Origin of the sequence: Streptomyces sp. NPDC057428 (assembly GCF_042803195.1) — a bacterium.
GTDB lineage: Bacteria > Actinomycetota > Actinomycetes > Streptomycetales > Streptomycetaceae > Streptomyces.
Genome location: NZ_JBHVCT010000012.1, coordinates 69,039 through 84,286, shown reverse-complemented (window position 1 = coordinate 84,286; position 15,248 = coordinate 69,039). Strand labels below are relative to the sequence as shown.

The window sequence follows — 15,248 nt, the reverse complement described above, 5'->3', positions numbered from 1 at the left end:
GTAAATAAGCGACTCGTATGCGGGAATGCCGAGCGGAGGATGCGGGCATCCGTCTTCGAGAAGTGGAGGTTGTCATGTGCATTGACGGTCGTTCCGGGCATGCGACGGGAGGCGTCGTCAGCCCTCGGGCCGCAGGGCACTGATGAGCAGCAGGGCGATGTCGTCGGTGCCCGGCGTGGCCCCCCGTGCGTAATGCACGAGCGTGTCGGCGACGGAGTCCATGTCCTGGTCCAGGGCGAGGGCGAAGTGCTCGGCCAGGTCAGCGGTGGCGTCGTCGAGGTCCACACCCGGGGCCTCCACGAGCCCGTCGGTGAACAGGGCGAGGGCCGCGCCCGGCGGCAGAGGCACCTCCGCCGTGGGATAGCGGGCCGCGGGGTCGATGCCGAGCAGCAGGCCGGGCGGCAGGTGCAGGGCTTCGGTCCGGCCGTCAGGCTGCCGCAGCAGCGGTGGCGGATGACCGGCGGTGGCCAGCACCGCGCGCCGCCCGGCCAGATCGAGATGGACGTAGAGGCAGCTGGTGAACAGTCCGGGGTCGAGGTCCGTGAGCAGCCGGTTGGTGCGTGCCAGTACCTCGTGGGGCGGCGCACCCGCCGAGGCGTGCACGGCGGTGCGGACCTGCCCCATCAACGCGGCGGCGTTCTCGTTGTGCCCCTGTACGTCGCCGATGGCCGCGGCGACGGTGTCCTCGTCGAGCCGGATCAGGTCGTAGAAGTCCCCGCCGATCCCCATGCCGCGGGTGGACGGGAGGTAGCGGGCCGCGACGTCCAGGCCGGGGACGTCGGGGAGGGTCTGCGGCAGGAGGTGGGCCTGCAGGCTGCACGCCAGCCGGTCCTTGGCGTCGTAGAGGCGCGCCCGGTCGAGAGCCTGGGCCAGCAGCCCGGCGATCGAGGTCAGCAAGGCACGTTCCTCGTCCTCGAAGGGGTGGGGCCGGTCGTACGCGAGGACCAGCGAGCCGATGGGCCGCCCGGAGACGATCAGCGGAAGGAAGGCGCAGGCGGCGACGGCGTGGCGCAGATCCGCGGAGGGGTAGGCGCGCCGAAGCTCGTCGAAGTTCGCGTAGAAGTCGGGGCTGCCCGTCATCAGCACGTGCGCCGCCGGTGTCCCCGAGGTGAGCGGTGCACCGTCGAAGCGGTCCATGAGCGCGGGCCGGCTGCCCCTGCTGCCCTCCACTCGCAGCCGGCCCTCCGCCGACGTCATCACGACCAGGGTCTGGATACGGAAGGCGGGCATCAGCTGGTCGCCGGCCAGCTCGATCACGTCCTTGGTGGAGACCGCCTCGGTGAGGGTCGCCGCCAGATGCATCAGGTGGTACAGCGCGCCGGCCCGGCTGGGGGCGGCCGAGACCGGGGGCGGCGGAGGTTCCGGATCGTCCTTGGGCTCAGGCTCCGTGGTGGGGATGATCCGGACGCTGATGCCGGTGTTGCCCGGGAAGAGCTGGAAGGTCAGCCACTGGTCCGGGGGCCGCAGCACGGTGAAGGACGTCGGCTGACGTCCGATGACGGCAGCCCGGTAGTGGTCCTCGACGACCGGATCGTCCAGCCAGCGGATTGACACCCAGGGCAGGGTCCCCAGCACGTCCTCGGCCCGGGCCCCCAGCAGGGCCGAGGCGGCGTCGTCGAGGAAGGTGATCGAACCGTCCATGGTCAGCGCGCAGCTCCCTCCGGGCAGTCGCTGGACGAACTCCGCGGCCGCCAGCGCCTCGGCCGGTCCGGGCGGGACCGGTTCCGGCGGGGGCAGCACCCGCGGCAGGGCGCCGGGAAGGACCGGGGTGCCGCTTCTCTCGGCCCGCTGCAGGATCCTGCCGATGGAGTTGCATCCAGTGAGGACGGCCTGGCGCTCCTCGGACGACAGCTCCTGCGAGTGGGATCCCGGCCACAGCAGGACCACCCCGCCCCGGTCGACGGCGCCGGTCCGGACGGGGGCCGCGCCCAGCGCGAAGCGGTAGGGCAGTACGAGAGCGGTACGCGGGTAGCGCCGCGCGAGCTCCTCCTGGCTGCCCAGCCAGATCAGACAGCGCAGGCGCACGGCGTCGGCCACCGGCGTGGACGCGGTCAGCGGGACCCTGGTCCACAGAGCGGCGAGCTGAGCAGGTACCCCGGCCAGCACCGTCAGGTGCAGGGTCGTGCCGTTCCTCGGCAGCAGGTACAGCATGGCCACGGAGGCGTCGGTGTCGCGTACGAGACTGGCCACGGCGCTGTCCAGCAGCTCCGTAACCGAACCGTTGGCGGCGACCGGGGTCGCGTGGTCCTGCACCTGACCAGCCTCCCCCGGCAGAAGCGGCCCCGCACCCGCTGCCCGTAGGGCGTGCGGGGACTGTGAGCCGACGCGCCCGGTAGGCGGCCCGGGCATGCGAAAGGGCCCGGATGCCGGGGAGCATCCGGGCCCTCTCAGGGGTCACAGGAGGTTACGGGAGCTGCGCCGCCCGTGCCTCACGCCTGTTGTCACGGAAGGTGTTCACCCGCCGCGCGGTGGCGAAGAGCGGGATCACCGCCCCCAGGACGACCTGGAGCGCACAGCCGGTCTGCAGGAGCAGCTGGCCACCCGGCGCGTCGAACGCCCAGGCGGCGAGGAGCCCCATCGCGGACACGATCCAGCTCAGCATGGCCACCGCGAGCACACCCCGCGGCTTCGGGTACTCGACCCGGCTGACCATCAGCCACGCCACTCCGACGATCGCGAGCAGCGTCGGCACGAAAGGCAGCTCCAGGAGCACGATCGAGACGACAGTGAGCGCTCCGAATGGGCTCGGCATGCCCTGGAACATGCCGTCCTTCAAGGTCACACAGGAGAATCTGGCGAGCCTGAGCACCACGGCCAGCAGCACCACGATCGCCGCGAGCGCCGACACCCGCTGGTGTGCGTCGTCGGCGACCATGCCGTACACCAGCACGAAGTACGCCGGTGCGAGGCCGAAGCTGATCAGGTCGGAGAGGTTGTCCAGCTCCGCACCCATCGGCGAGGACCGCAGCTTGCGCGCCACGAGCCCGTCGAAGAGGTCGAACACCGCCGCCATGAGCATGAGGATCACGGCGGTGGCGGCGGAGTGCCGGGCCATGCCCGACTCGTCACTGCCGGTGAGGTGCGGAATGAGGATCCCCGTGGTGGTGAAGTACACCGCCATGAAGCCGCACGTGGCGTTACCGAGTGTGAGGGTGTCCGCTATCGACAGCCGCATCGAGAGCGGCATGTCCTCGGCATCGTCCTCCTCGGCCTCCGGCACCCAGCCGGCCTGCGTCTCAGGATCAACTACGGTCAATTCGAGTCACCCCCGCGGTCGTGGCCTGGCCGACCTCGACCGCGACCTCGACACCTTCCGGAAGGTAGATGTCGACGCGCGAGCCGAAGCGGATCAGACCGATGCGTTCGCCCTGCTCCACCTTCGTACCCTGCGGGACGTAGGGAACGATGCGACGGGCGACCGCTCCCGCGATCTGCACCATCTCGATGTCGCCGAGCTCGGTGTCGAAGTGCCAGACAACGCGTTCGTTGTTCTCGCTCTCCTTGTTGAACGCCGGAACGAACCCGCCGGGGATGTGTTCGACCGAGGTCACGGTGCCGGCCAGAGGGGCCCGGTTGACGTGAACATTCAGCGGGCTCATGAAGATCGCGACGCGGGTGCGCCCGTCCTTCCACGGCATGATGCTCTGCACCACGCCGTCGGCCGGCGAGATGACGCGGCCCTGGGTGATCTCGCGCTCGGGGTCGCGGAAGAACCACAGCATGCCCGCCGCGAGCGCGGTGGTGGGCACGGCCACGGCGGCCCAGCGCCCGGACCGGCGGGCCCGGACGAGGCTGAGCGCCGCGGTTGCGACGGTCGGGAGAAGCCACGGCGATGCTCCGCGGGCGAGGCGGACCCCGCCGCGGGATGCAGAGTTCTGACTGTCGGGCATGGATGACCTTCGTAGCGGATGATGCCGCGCTGGCAACGGGGGGACGGCGGCTTTCCGGCGATGCTATCGGGTGCGAGCGGCAACTGGGCAAGCCAGCAGCCGAGTCGGACAGCTGAAAGGCTCCGGACGAGGTTGACCGGGTGTGATGTTCTTCGCCACCAAATCGCCTCGAAAGGGACATTCAGCCCTGGAGCCGGTACTCCTCGAGCAGCCGGCGACCGATGATCATTTTCTGGATCTCAGCGGTACCTTCACCGATCAGCAGCATCGGGGCCTCGCGGTAGAGGCGCTCGATCTCGTACTCCTTGGAGAAGCCGTAGCCGCCGTGGATACGGAAGGCGTCCTCGACGACCTCCTTGCAGTACTCGGCGGCGAGATACTTCGCCATTCCTGCCTCCAGGTCGTTCCGCTCCCCGGAGTCCTTTTTGCGTGCTGCGTTGACCATCATTGCATGGGCCGCTTCGACCTTGGTGGCCATTTCGGCCAGTTTGAACTGGATCGCCTGGTGCTGGGCGATCGGTTTTCCGAAGGTCTGGCGCTGTTGGGCGTACGAAACGCCCAATTCGAACGCACGTTGTGCGACACCGCAGCCACGTGCGGCGACATTCACCCGTCCTACCTCGACACCGTCCATCATTTGGTAAAAACCTCGGCCGGTGGTGCCGCCGAGTACGCGATTGGCCGGAATGCGCAGTCCGTCCATGATGAGCTCGGTCGTGTCGACGCCCTTGTAACCCATCTTGTCGATCTTCCCCGGGATCGTGAGTCCGGGGCGGACCTCGCCGAAGCCCGCCTCCTTCTCCACCAGGAAGGTCGTCATCGACCGGTGCGGCGCAGCGGCTGCCTCCTCGGGGGAGTGTCCTTCGTCACTCCTGCAGAGGACGGCGACCAGCGTGGACGTTCCGCCGTTCGTCAGCCACATCTTCTGGCCGTCGAGGACGTACTCGTCGCCGTCGCGGACGCCCTTCGACGAGATCGCCGAGACGTCGGAACCCAGCGCCGGCTCGGACATCGAGAACGCGCCCCGCACCTCACCCAGCGCCATGCGCGGGAGGAACGTGTCCTTCTGCTCCCGCGTGCCGTGCTGCTTGAGCATGTACGCCACGATGAAGTGCGTGTTGATGATGCCCGACACGCTCATCCAGCCGCGGGCGATCTCCTCGACGCACAGCGCGTAGGTGAGGAGCGACTCGCCCAGACCGCCGTACTCCTCGGGAATCATCAGCCCGAACAGACCGAGTTCCTTGAGCCCTTCGACGATTTCCGTCGGGTACTCGTCGCGGTGCTCCAGCTGGGTCGCGACAGGAATGATCTCCTTGTCGACGAAATCACGGACCGTGGAGAGGATTTCCTGCTGGACATCCGTCAGGCCGGCGGTCTGCGCGAGTCGGCTCATGGCTACTTCTCCACGTTCTTCTGCGGCGGCTGGATCGGCTCCGGGCGGCCGGGCTGCTCGCCGCCCCGCTCCTTGATGTACGTCTCGGTGGGGACCATCACCTTGCGGCGGAACACGCAGACCAGCGTGCCGTCCTGCTTGTACCCCTTCGTCTCGACATGGACGATGCCGCGGTCGCTCCTGGACCTCGACGGAGTCTTGTCGAGCACGGTCGTCTCGCCGTAGATCGTGTCGCCGTGGAAGGTCGGTGCGATGTGCTTCAGCGACTCCACCTCGAGATTGGCGATCGCCTTGCCGGAGACGTCCGGCACCGACATACCGAGCAGCAGCGAATAGATGTAGTTGCCCACGACGACGTTCTTGCCGAAATCGGTCGTCTTCTCGGCGTAATTGCTGTCCATGTGCAGGGGATGGTGATTCATGGTCAGCAGGCAGAAGAGGTGGTCGTCGTATTCCGTGACCGTTTTCCCGGGCCAGTGCTTGTAGAGAGCACCGACTTCGAACTCCTCGAAGGTGCGGCCGAACTGCATATCAGGCCTCCGGGGCTTCGAACTTGGATGTGCGCTGCATGCCGGCCGCGCGGCCCTTGCCCGCGATGACCAGCGCCATCTTGCGGCTGGCCTCGTCGATCATCTCGTCGCCGAGCATCGCGGAACCCTTCCTGCCGCCCTCCTCGGACGTGCACCAGTCGTAGGCGTCCAGGATGAGCTCGGCGTGGTCGTAGTCCTCCTGCGCGGGCGAGAACACCTCGTTCGCGGCGTCCACCTGGCCGGGGTGCAGCACCCACTTGCCGTCGAAGCCCAGCGCCGCGGCCCGGCCGGCGACCTCGCGGTAGGCGTCCACGTCGCGGATCTGGAGGAACGGACCGTCGATCGCCTGGAGGTCGTGCGTGCGGGCCGCCATGAGGATGCGCATCAGGATGTAGTGGTACGCGTCCGCCGGGTAGCCGGGCGGCTGCTGACCGACCACCAGCGTCTTCATGTTGATCGAGGCCATGAAGTCGGCGGGGCCGAAGATCAGGGTCTCCAGACGCGGCGATGCGGCGGCGATGTCGTCGATGTTCACCAGGCCCTTGGCGTTCTCGATCTGCGCCTCGATGCCGATCTTCCCGGCCTCGAAGCCCATCGTCTTCTCGATCTGCGTCAGCAGCAGGTCCAGCGCGATGACCTGCTGCGCGTCCTGGACCTTCGGCAGCATGATGCAGTCGAGGTTCGGGCCCGCGCCCTCGACGACCGTGATGACGTCGCGGTACGTCCAGTGGGTCGTCCAGTCGTTCACACGGACGACCCGCGTCTTGCCGGTCCAGTCGCCGTTGTTGAGCGCGTCGACGATGTGGTGCCGGGCGCCCTCCTTGGCGAGCGGTGCGCAGGCGTCCTCCAGGTCCAGGAACACCTGGTCGGCCGGCAGACCCTGGGCCTTCTCCAGGAACCGCGGGTTGGAGCCGGGCACCGCCAGGCACGAGCGGCGCGGACGGAGCCGGTTCACGGGGGCCGAGTGGCCCGAGACCGGGGTGGTGGCGGGCGACGGGCTGGGCGTGGTCATGCGGGGACCTCCAGAGGGTCGAGCTTGTTCGCTTTCCGGATCTCGTCGACGATACGGCCGATGATCTCGGTGATGCCGAAGTCCTTCGGGGTGAAGACGGCTGCGACGCCGGCCTCGATGAGAGCGCGTGCGTCGGCCTGCGGGATGATGCCGCCGGCGATCACCGGGATGTCCGTGGCGCCCGCCTCGCGCAGCCGGTTCAGTACGTCGGGCACGAGTTCGGCGTGGGAGCCGGACAGGATGGACAGCCCCACGCAGTGAACGTCCTCGGCCAGTGCGGCGTCCGTGATCTGTTCCGGCGTCAGCCTGATGCCCTGGTAGACCACCTCGAAGCCCGAGTCCCTTGCGCGTACGGCGATCTGTTCGGCGCCGTTGGAGTGCCCGTCGAGGCCCGGCTTGCCCACCAGCAGCCGCAGCCGGCCGACGCCGAGGTCGTCGGCGGTGCGGGTCACCTTCTCGCGCACCAGGGCGAGCGGGGTACCGGGCTCCGCGGTGACCGCAACAGGCGCGGACGAGACGCCCGTGGGCGCCCGGAACTCGCCGAACACGTCGCGCAGGGCCCAGGCCCATTCGCCTGTGGTGACGCCCGCCCGGGCGCACTCGACGGTCGCCTCCATCATGTTCTCGGTGCCGGCCGCGGCCTTCTTCAGGGCCGTCAGCGCCTCGGTGGCGCGTGCCTCGTCGCGGTTGTCGCGCCACCGGTGCAGCGCGGCCACGACCCTGGCCTCGTTCTCGGGGTCCACCGTCATGATCGCGGCGTCCAGATCGGCGGTCAGGGGGTTGGGCTCGGTCGTCTCGTAGATGTTGACACCGACGATCTTCTCGTCGCCGGCCTCGATCCGCGCACGCCGGGCGGCGTGCGAGGAGACGAGCTCCGACTTGAGGTACCCGGACTCGACGGCGGCCATCGCGCCGCCCATCTGCTCGATCCGGTCGATCTCGGCCAGCGATTCGGTGACCAGCTCGTCCACCTTGGCCTCGATGACGTGGGAACCGGCGAAGATGTCCTCGTACTCCAGCAGATCGCTCTCGTGCGCGAGCACCTGCTGGATGCGGAGCGACCACTGCTGGTCCCACGGGCGCGGCAGCCCCAGGGCCTCGTTCCAGGCAGGGAGCTGCACAGCGCGGGCGCGGGCGTCCTTGGACAGGGTGACGGCCAGCATCTCCAGCACGATGCGCTGGACGTTGTTCTCCGGCTGCGCCTCGGTCAGCCCAAGGGAGTTGACCTGCACCCCGTAGCGGAAGCGGCGCTGCTTGGGGTTCGCGATGCCGTAGCGCTCGCGCGTCACCCGGTCCCAGATGCGGCCGAAGGCGCGCATCTTGCACATCTCCTCGATGAAGCGGACGCCCGCGTTCACGAAGAACGAGATACGGGCGACGACGTCGCCGAACCTCTCCTCGGGCACCTGGCCGGAGTCGCGTACCGCGTCGAGGACCGCGATGGCCGTCGACATGGCGTACGCGATCTCCTGGATCGGAGTGGCCCCCGCCTCCTGCAGGTGGTAGCTGCAGATGTTGATCGGGTTCCACTTCGGGATGCGGTTGACCGTGTACGTGATCATGTCCGTCGTCAGCCGCAGGGACGGCCCCGGGGGGAAGACGTGCGTCCCCCTGGACAGGTACTCCTTGACGATGTCGTTCTGGGTCGTGCCCTGGAGCCTGTCCGGATCGGCGCCCTGCTCCTCGGCGACCACCTGGTAGAGCGCCAGCAGCCACATGGCGGTGGCGTTGATCGTCATCGAGGTGTTCATCTGCTCCAGGGGGATGTCCTGGAACAGCCGCCTCATGTCACCGAGGTGCGAGACGGGCACGCCGACCCGGCCCACCTCGCCGCGGGCGAGCAAGTGGTCCGGGTCGTAGCCGGTCTGCGTGGGCAGATCGAAGGCGACCGAGAGACCCGTCTGGCCCTTGGCGAGGTTGCGCCGGTAGAGCTCGTTGGACGCTTCGGCGGTCGAGTGACCTGCGTAGGTCCGCATGAGCCACGGGCGGTCCTTCTGACGTTCGGTCATGGTGGACCTCAGACGTTGCGGCTGGATGGAATGGCTCGCTCCGCTGACGCGTCACGGAACAGGTTGATGGCGTCGATGTGCTGCTCGCGGAGTTCCGTGTCGCGCACGCCCAGGCCCTCGGCCGGGGCCAGTGCGAGCACGCCGACCTTGCCCTGGTGGACGTTGCGGTGCACGTCGTGGGCTGCCTGGCCGGTGTCCTGAAGGGAGTAGACCTTGGAGAGCGTCGGGTGGATCTTGCCCTTGGCGATCAGGCGGTTGGCCTCCCACGCCTCGCGGTAGTTGGCGAAGTGCGAGCCGATGATCCGCTTCAGCGACATCCACAGGTAGCGGTTGTCGTACTCGTGGTTGTAGCCCGAGGTCGATGCGCAGGTGACGATCGTGCCGCCCTTGCGGGTGACGTAGACGCTCGCGCCGAAGGTCTCGCGGCCCGGGTGCTCGAAGACGATGTCCACGTCCTCGCCGCCGGTCAGCTCGCGGATGCGCTTGCCGAAGCGCTTCCACTCACGGGGGTCCTGGTTGTGCTCGTCCTTCCAGAACTTGAAGCCCTCGGTGTTGCGGTCGATGATCGCGGTCGCGCCCATCTTCCGGCAGATTTCCGCCTTCTTGTCGCTGGAGACGACGCAGATCGGGTTGGCCCCGCCGGCCAGTGCGAACTGCGTGGCGTAGGAGCCGAGTCCGCCGCTGGCGCCCCAGATCAGCACGTTGTCGCCCTGCTTCATGCCGGCGCCGTTGCGCGAGACGAGCTGGCGGTACGCGGTGGAGTTGACCAGGCCCGGGGACGCGGCCTCCTCCCAGCTGAGGTGCTTCGGCTTCGGCATCAGCTGGTTGGACTTGACGAGCGCGATCTCGGCGAGGCCGCCGAAGTTGGTCTCGAAGCCCCAGATGCGCTGCTCGGGGTCGAGCATCGTGTCGTTGTGGCCGTCGGAGGACTCCAGCTCCACCGAGAGGCAGTGTGCGACGACCTCGTCGCCTGGGTTCCAGGCGTTGACGCCGGGGCCGGTGCGCAGGACGACACCCGCCAGGTCGGATCCGATGACGTGGTAGGGCAGGTCGTGGCGCTTGCTGAGGTCGCTGAGCTTGCCATAGCGCTCCAGGAAGCCGAAGGTCGAGACCGGCTCGAAGATCGAGGTCCAGACGGAGTTGTAGTTCACCGAGCTGGCCATGACCGCGACCAGCGCCTCGCCCGGGCCGAGCTCGGGCACCGGCACGTCCTCCACGTGGAGGGACTTCCGGGGGTCCTTGTCGCGGCTGGCGACCCCGGCGAACATCTCCGCCTCGTCCTTGTGCACGGTGACCGCGCGGTACGACTCGGGGATGGACAGGGCCGCGAAGTCCGCGGCCGTGCTGTCCTGCGATTGGATCGCGTCCAGGATTTCCTTCACGGTGATGCCTCCGGCAGATCGGGTCTCCGGCGCCGAGGGAACGCCGGAGGGACCCCTATGGACAGGGGAGCTGTGCGGTGTGGAGGTGTGCCGTCGGTTCGGCGGGTGGTGCTGGGCCTGCTCGGTGGAGCAGAAGGGCTTGCCTGTGACGCAGGCGTCCGGGCGCGCGGACACGTGGTCCGCGGGGACAGCCGGCGTAGATGAGATCTCTGCACGCCGGCCGCCCGGACTCCCTCAACGTATGGCACTCCGTGACAGGTGGCAAGGCACCCAGTGCCAACAATTTCTCTCAGTTGTCATCTCGTAGGCACGCATGAGCAACATCATGGCCGGTATGCCTGGTTGATCCCGTGGGTGACGGCCCTACGGCGTGGTGCGGTACACGTACGGCGTCGTCGTGCCCAGGGCGGTGAACCCGAGCCGCCGGAGGATCGGCGCGGACTGGTCGGTCGCGTCGACCTGCAGGAACCGGTACCCGCGCTCCGCGGCGATCCGGGCCCGGTGGGCGACCAGTGCGCGGTAGACACCGCGGCCCCGCCAGGGGGCCGCCGTACCCCCTCCCCAGAGTCCGGCGAAGCCCGTGCCCGGGTACATCTCCATCCGGGCGGAACTCACCGGCTCGTCGCCGGCCGTCACCACCGCCGCGACGAGAGTGTCCGGAGCCTCTGCGAGCCGGGTCAGGGTCTGGTGGCGCAGCCGAGAACCGTCGGTGCCGAAGGCCAGCTCATGGGCCCGGACCATCAGCTCCACCCCGGCCGCGTCGGTCACCGTCCGCAGTCGCAGGCCCGCGGGGAGCGTCACGGGCGCGGTCAGCTCCGCCACCGGTGCGACCAGCAGGGCCTCCGGCGGCTCCGCGGTGAAGCCGGCGGCCGACAGGAGCCCGCCGAGGCCGGGCGGCCCGTCGTGCGCGTACAGCTTCCACTCGAACTCGGGGAGCCCCAGGGCGGTGTAGTGCTCCACCTGTGCCGCGATCTCCGCCGACGCCCGGCCGGGAGAGAGGTCCGGGGCCATCCACACGACGCCGTTCCAGTCGTCGGCGCCGCCGGTCTGCCGCACGACGTCACCCACCCGCTCGACCCGTGTGCCGGGACCTTCGGGACGGGCGTGCTCGCGCATCTCGCGGTCGAACAGGGCCAGCATCTCATCGGATTCCATGGGGGCATCCGAGCACGTCTCCACCAGCCCGGACCACCAGGTTTTCCGCTCGGCTGCGTCAAAGCGCGGACACGGGGCAGTGGTAAGTGATCTTGGTCGGCGCGGAGGGCAGGGGTGGGTACACATGGCGATACGGGTGCGGGGGCACGTCCACAAGGGTCGCGGACGCGAATTCGACGTCCGGCGGACGGCGTTCGGGTTCGCGCTCCTGGCCGTCCTGCTGTGCGGGCTGGGGCTGGCGGTCCGCACCGCCCTGCGTGCCGCCGAGCGGCACCCGGTCGTCGCGGTCCTCCCGGCCGCTCTGCTGATCGTGTGGACCGTCGCCCTCCTGCGCAGACGCCGGAGCCGGAGAACGGCCGCCGATGCGGCGGCGGCGGCCCTGGAGGCCGCGTACGAGGTCGTGGACGCCGCTCTGGAGGAGGAGGCCGCGGCCGAGCCCGTCGCGGTCACCGAGCCGCTGCCACGCGCCCTGCCGGTCGACTACGCGGCCATGGATCCCTACGAGTTCGAGGAGGCCGTCGCCGGACTCTGCCGACGCGACGGCTGCCTGGACGCCGAGGTGGTCGGAGGCGCCGGTGACCTCGGGGCGGACGTGATCGCCACCACTCCGGACGGCCGTCGCCTGGTCGTCCAGTGCAAGAGGTACACGGCCGACAACAAGGTCGGTTCGCAGGATCTCCAGCGCTTCGGGGGTACCTGCTACGCGGTGCACGGGGCCGAGGCGGCCGTGGTCGTCACCACCGGCGACTTCACCGAACCCGCCCTGGAGTACGCCGAGCAGTGCGGCATCCTCTGCGTGGACTTCGACGGGCTCGCCGCATGGAGCGAGGGGAGTGCGCCGCCGCCCTGGCACGTGCCGACGGCCGCGGAGACCGTGGGGTGAGGGCGCTCCTGCGGGGCGCCCCCGGGAGGCGGGGCGAGGGCCGCTCAGCGCGCCTTCAGTGCCTTCTGGATGGTGCGCATGACCTCGTCGAGCGGTGCGTCGACCCGGGCCACGGCCACCAGGACCTCACCCTCCGTCGAGACCGAGGCCGCGGGGGTTGCCGCGGAGGTCTTCCCGGTGTCGGCGCCCACCGTGCGACCCGCTCCGATCCCGCTACCGAAGGTGTCGCGCACGATCGCGAACGCGTGGTCGAGCTGGGCCTCCACGTCGCCCTGGCCGCCGGCCCGCAGCCAGCGCCGCAGCACATGGTTGTGCGCGGTCACCACTGCGGAGGCGGCCACCTCGGCGAGCAGGGGGTCGTCGTTGCCGACGTGGTGGTCGCGCTCATCGAAATGGCCCAGCAGATAACGGGTGAACAGTCGCTCGTAGCGGGCCACCGAGGCGATCTCGGCCTCCCGGAGGGTCGGCACCTCACGGGTCAGCTTGTAGCGGGCCACGGAGACGGCCGGCTTCGCCGCGTACATCTTCATGACCTCTTTGATGCCCCGGCACACCGTGTCGAGCGGGTGCTCGTGCGCCGGTGCGGCGTTCAGGACGGCCTCGGCCCTGACGAGGGTGTCGTCGTGGTCCGGGAAGATGGCCTCTTCCTTGGAGCGGAAGTGGCGGAAGAACGTACGCCGGGCCACCCCGGCGGCCCCCGCGATCTCGTCGACCGTCGTCGCCTCGTACCCCTTCGTGGAGAAGAGTTCCATGGCCGCGGCAGCCAGTTCGCGGCGCATCTTCAGCCGCTGGGCCGCGGCCCGGGTGCCGGCGGCGCTCTCCCGGGCGTCCGTCGCGGCGGAGGAACGGGGGGACTTGGCGGGTTGGGACATGGTGTGAACGTAACCCATCGCCGCGGGGGAGTGCGCCCGCGGGGGCGGGTCGCCCGAGGGCCCGAGCAACCCGCCCCACCTGGTCACCGGCTCAGCGCCGGGCATATTCGCGGAAGCCGCGCCCCGTCTTGCGTCCGAGGCAGCCCGCGGCCACCAGGTGCTCCAGCAGCGGCGCCGGGGCGAGCCCCGGGTCGCGGAACTCGCTGTGCAGAACCTTCTCGATCGCGAGCGAGACGTCCAGACCGACCACATCGAGCAGTTCGAACGGCCCCATGGGGTAACCGCCGCCCAGCTTCATCGCCGCGTCGATGTCGTCGAGCGTCGCGTAGTGCTCCTCGACCATCTTGATCGCGTTGTTGAGATAGGGGAACAGCAGCGCGTTCACGATGAAACCGGCCCGGTCGCCGCAGTCCACCGGGTGCTTGCGCACCTTCAGGCAGACCTCGCGGACCGTGGCGTGCACGTCGTCCGCGGTCAGCACCGTGCGGACCACTTCGACGAGCTTCATCGCGGGCGCCGGGTTGAAGAAGTGCATCCCGATGACGTCCTCGGGCCGCGAGGTCACCCTCGCGACCGCCACGACCGGCAGGGACGACGTGGTCGTCGCCAGCACCGCGCCCGGCTTGCAGACCTTGTCCAGGGTCTGGAAGAGCTGACGCTTGATCTCCAGGTCCTCGGCGACCGCCTCGACCGCGAGGTCGACGTCGGCGAAGGAGTCCAGCGAGCCCGACGCGGTGATCCGGGCGAGCGTCTCGTCCCTGACCCCTTTGCTCAGCCGCCCCTTGGCCACCGAACGCCCCAGGGACTTGGCGATCCGCGCCTTGGCCGTGTCGGCCTTCTCCTGGCTCCGCGCGGCGATGACCACGGAGTATCCCGCCTTGGCGAAGACCTCCGCGATGCCCGAGGCCATCGTGCCCGAACCGGCCACACCCACGGAGGCGACCTCGCGCCCGGCGACGGCGCCCGCGCTGCCCGCCGGAGTCAAGGCGTCCGGCACCACGGTCTGGCCACCGGGTACGTCGTACGTGTAGAAGCCGCGTCCCGCCTTGCGCCCGGTCAGTCCCGCCTCGCTCAGCTGGCCCAGCACCGGTGCCGGGGCGTGCAGCCGGTCGTGAGAGGCCGCGTACATGGCCTCCAGGACCGTACGGGCCGTGTCGATGCCGATGAGGTCGAGCAGCGCCAGCGGGCCCATGGGCAGACCGCAGCCCAACTTCATGGCCGCGTCGATGTCCTCACGGGAGGCGTAGTTCGCCTCGTACATCGCGGCGGCCTGGTTCAGATAGCCGAAGAGCAGGCCGTCCGCGACGAATCCCGGGCGGTCCCCGACCGCGACCGGTTCCTTGCCCAGTTCACGCGCGAGCCGGGTGACGCTCTCCACGGCGGGCGGGGCGGTCAGCACGGAGGAGACCACCTCGACGAGCTTCATCGCGGGCGCGGGGTTGAAGAAGTGCAGACCGAGGACGCGCTCGGGGTGCTGCGACTCGGCCGCCAGCCGGGTCACCGACAGCGCGTTCGTGCCCGTCGCCAGAATCGCGGCGGGGGAGACCACCGCGTCCAGATCCCGGAAGACCTGCTGCTTGATCTCGTACGTCTCCGGCACGACCTCGATCACCAGCTCCGCGTTCGCGGCCGCCTGCAGATCGGAGAAGGTGCGGAAGCGGGACAGGATGTCGCGCCGCTCCTGTTCCGTGATCCGCCCGCGGCTCACGGCGCGCGCGGTGGAGGCCTCCAGGGAGGCGACGGCCTGACGCGCGGCGGCTTCGCTGATGTCGATACCGATGACTTCGCGGCCCGCCCGGGCCAGGACCTCGGCGATGCCGGTTCCCATGGTGCCGAGGCCGACGACGGCAATGGTGCTGAGGGGGATGTCCATCATGGGACTCCAGGGTGAGTGACGACTGTGAGGAGCACGGCGGCGCGAGTGGTCGGGATCGACCGGCGCTCGGTGTGCGGAAATCGCGTGTCGTGGTGCACGGTCCCGGGCGCTCGCGCGCACCGGGGGGAAAGGTGACGGGCTCTGTCCCGGAGCCACGTCTCACGAACTGCCGAACCGACAAGCACTCCGGGTGGCTGCGTCACCAGGCCACCGGAGCCGGCGGGTGTGTCCCGCTCACCTGAG

Annotated in this window: 12 protein-coding genes; 1 reads left to right on the top strand and 11 read right to left on the bottom strand. The window is 69.5% G+C overall.

Features of this window, described 5'->3' with window-relative positions:
* Positions 1 to 117: 117 nt before the first annotated feature.
* The 9 genes from ACFU5K_RS07540 to ACFU5K_RS07500 all read right to left on the bottom strand — a co-directional run bounded on the left by ACFU5K_RS07540 (position 118) and on the right by ACFU5K_RS07500 (position 11,374).
* Positions 118 to 2,253, bottom strand: a complete 2,136-nt coding sequence (locus ACFU5K_RS07540; protein WP_384057933.1) for a SpoIIE family protein phosphatase — start codon at positions 2,251 to 2,253, stop codon at positions 118 to 120.
* 151 nt (positions 2,254 to 2,404) lie between these two features.
* Positions 2,405 to 3,256, bottom strand: coding sequence for a CDP-diacylglycerol--serine O-phosphatidyltransferase (gene pssA / locus ACFU5K_RS07535; protein ID WP_384057932.1), 852 nt, complete (start codon positions 3,254 to 3,256; stop codon positions 2,405 to 2,407).
* A complete protein-coding gene (locus ACFU5K_RS07530; protein WP_384057931.1) occupies positions 3,243 to 3,890 on the bottom strand; it encodes a phosphatidylserine decarboxylase in 648 nt (215 codons plus the stop codon). The genes pssA and ACFU5K_RS07530 overlap by 14 nt, the downstream gene beginning before the upstream one ends.
* Positions 3,891 to 4,071: 181 nt before the next feature.
* Entirely contained in the window at positions 4,072 to 5,286 is a 1,215-nt protein-coding gene (locus tag ACFU5K_RS07525; RefSeq protein ID WP_384057929.1) for an acyl-CoA dehydrogenase family protein, read from the bottom strand.
* A gap of 2 nt (positions 5,287 to 5,288) precedes the next feature.
* On the bottom strand, positions 5,289 to 5,816 hold the full coding sequence (locus ACFU5K_RS07520; protein ID WP_384057927.1) for a MaoC family dehydratase: 528 nt from the start codon (positions 5,814 to 5,816) through the stop codon (positions 5,289 to 5,291).
* A 1-nt stretch (position 5,817) separates the two neighbouring features.
* On the bottom strand, positions 5,818 to 6,828 hold the full coding sequence (locus ACFU5K_RS07515; RefSeq protein WP_384057925.1) for an HpcH/HpaI aldolase/citrate lyase family protein: 1,011 nt from the start codon (positions 6,826 to 6,828) through the stop codon (positions 5,818 to 5,820).
* Entirely contained in the window at positions 6,825 to 8,837 is a 2,013-nt protein-coding gene (locus tag ACFU5K_RS07510; RefSeq protein WP_384057923.1) for a protein meaA, read from the bottom strand. The genes ACFU5K_RS07515 and ACFU5K_RS07510 overlap by 4 nt, the downstream gene beginning before the upstream one ends.
* A gap of 8 nt (positions 8,838 to 8,845) precedes the next feature.
* On the bottom strand, positions 8,846 to 10,219 hold the full coding sequence (ccrA, locus tag ACFU5K_RS07505) for a crotonyl-CoA carboxylase/reductase (RefSeq protein ID WP_384057921.1): 1,374 nt from the start codon (positions 10,217 to 10,219) through the stop codon (positions 8,846 to 8,848).
* A 363-nt stretch (positions 10,220 to 10,582) separates the two neighbouring features.
* Complete coding sequence (locus tag ACFU5K_RS07500; protein ID WP_384057920.1) at positions 10,583 to 11,374, bottom strand: GNAT family N-acetyltransferase; 792 nt, start codon at positions 11,372 to 11,374, stop codon at positions 10,583 to 10,585.
* Between the two features lie 124 nt (positions 11,375 to 11,498).
* On the opposite strand from ACFU5K_RS07500, the gene ACFU5K_RS07495 reads away from it, so the two are divergent.
* A complete protein-coding gene (locus ACFU5K_RS07495) occupies positions 11,499 to 12,257 on the top strand; it encodes a restriction endonuclease (protein WP_384057919.1) in 759 nt (252 codons plus the stop codon).
* Positions 12,258 to 12,301: 44 nt separating this feature from the next.
* On the opposite strand, the gene ACFU5K_RS07490 is transcribed toward ACFU5K_RS07495, so the two are convergent.
* Together ACFU5K_RS07490 and ACFU5K_RS07485 are read right to left on the bottom strand one after the other, a co-directional pair.
* Entirely contained in the window at positions 12,302 to 13,129 is an 828-nt protein-coding gene (locus tag ACFU5K_RS07490) for a TetR family transcriptional regulator (RefSeq protein ID WP_384057918.1), read from the bottom strand.
* Between the two features lie 91 nt (positions 13,130 to 13,220).
* Entirely contained in the window at positions 13,221 to 15,002 is a 1,782-nt protein-coding gene (locus tag ACFU5K_RS07485) for a 3-hydroxyacyl-CoA dehydrogenase family protein (RefSeq protein ID WP_384057963.1), read from the bottom strand.
* Between the last annotated feature and the right edge of the window lie 246 nt (positions 15,003 to 15,248).

What these genes read in the sequence shown, in the direction of transcription:
- ACFU5K_RS07530 (WP_384057931.1), bottom strand. Translation starts at nt 3,890, where the DNA reads ATGCCCGACAGTCAGAACTCTGCATCCCGCGGCGGGGTCCGCCTCGCC.
- ACFU5K_RS07510 (WP_384057923.1), bottom strand. Translation starts at nt 8,837, where the DNA reads ATGACCGAACGTCAGAAGGACCGCCCGTGGCTCATGCGGACCTACGCA.
- ACFU5K_RS07520 (WP_384057927.1), bottom strand. Translation starts at nt 5,816, where the DNA reads ATGCAGTTCGGCCGCACCTTCGAGGAGTTCGAAGTCGGTGCTCTCTAC.
- ACFU5K_RS07495 (WP_384057919.1), top strand. Translation starts at nt 11,499, where the DNA reads ATGGCGATACGGGTGCGGGGGCACGTCCACAAGGGTCGCGGACGCGAA.
- ACFU5K_RS07490 (WP_384057918.1), bottom strand. Translation starts at nt 13,129, where the DNA reads ATGTCCCAACCCGCCAAGTCCCCCCGTTCCTCCGCCGCGACGGACGCC.
- ACFU5K_RS07525 (WP_384057929.1), bottom strand. Translation starts at nt 5,286, where the DNA reads ATGAGCCGACTCGCGCAGACCGCCGGCCTGACGGATGTCCAGCAGGAA.
- ACFU5K_RS07515 (WP_384057925.1), bottom strand. Translation starts at nt 6,828, where the DNA reads ATGACCACGCCCAGCCCGTCGCCCGCCACCACCCCGGTCTCGGGCCAC.
- ACFU5K_RS07500 (WP_384057920.1), bottom strand. Translation starts at nt 11,374, where the DNA reads ATGGAATCCGATGAGATGCTGGCCCTGTTCGACCGCGAGATGCGCGAG.
- ACFU5K_RS07485 (WP_384057963.1), bottom strand. Translation starts at nt 15,002, where the DNA reads ATGGACATCCCCCTCAGCACCATTGCCGTCGTCGGCCTCGGCACCATG.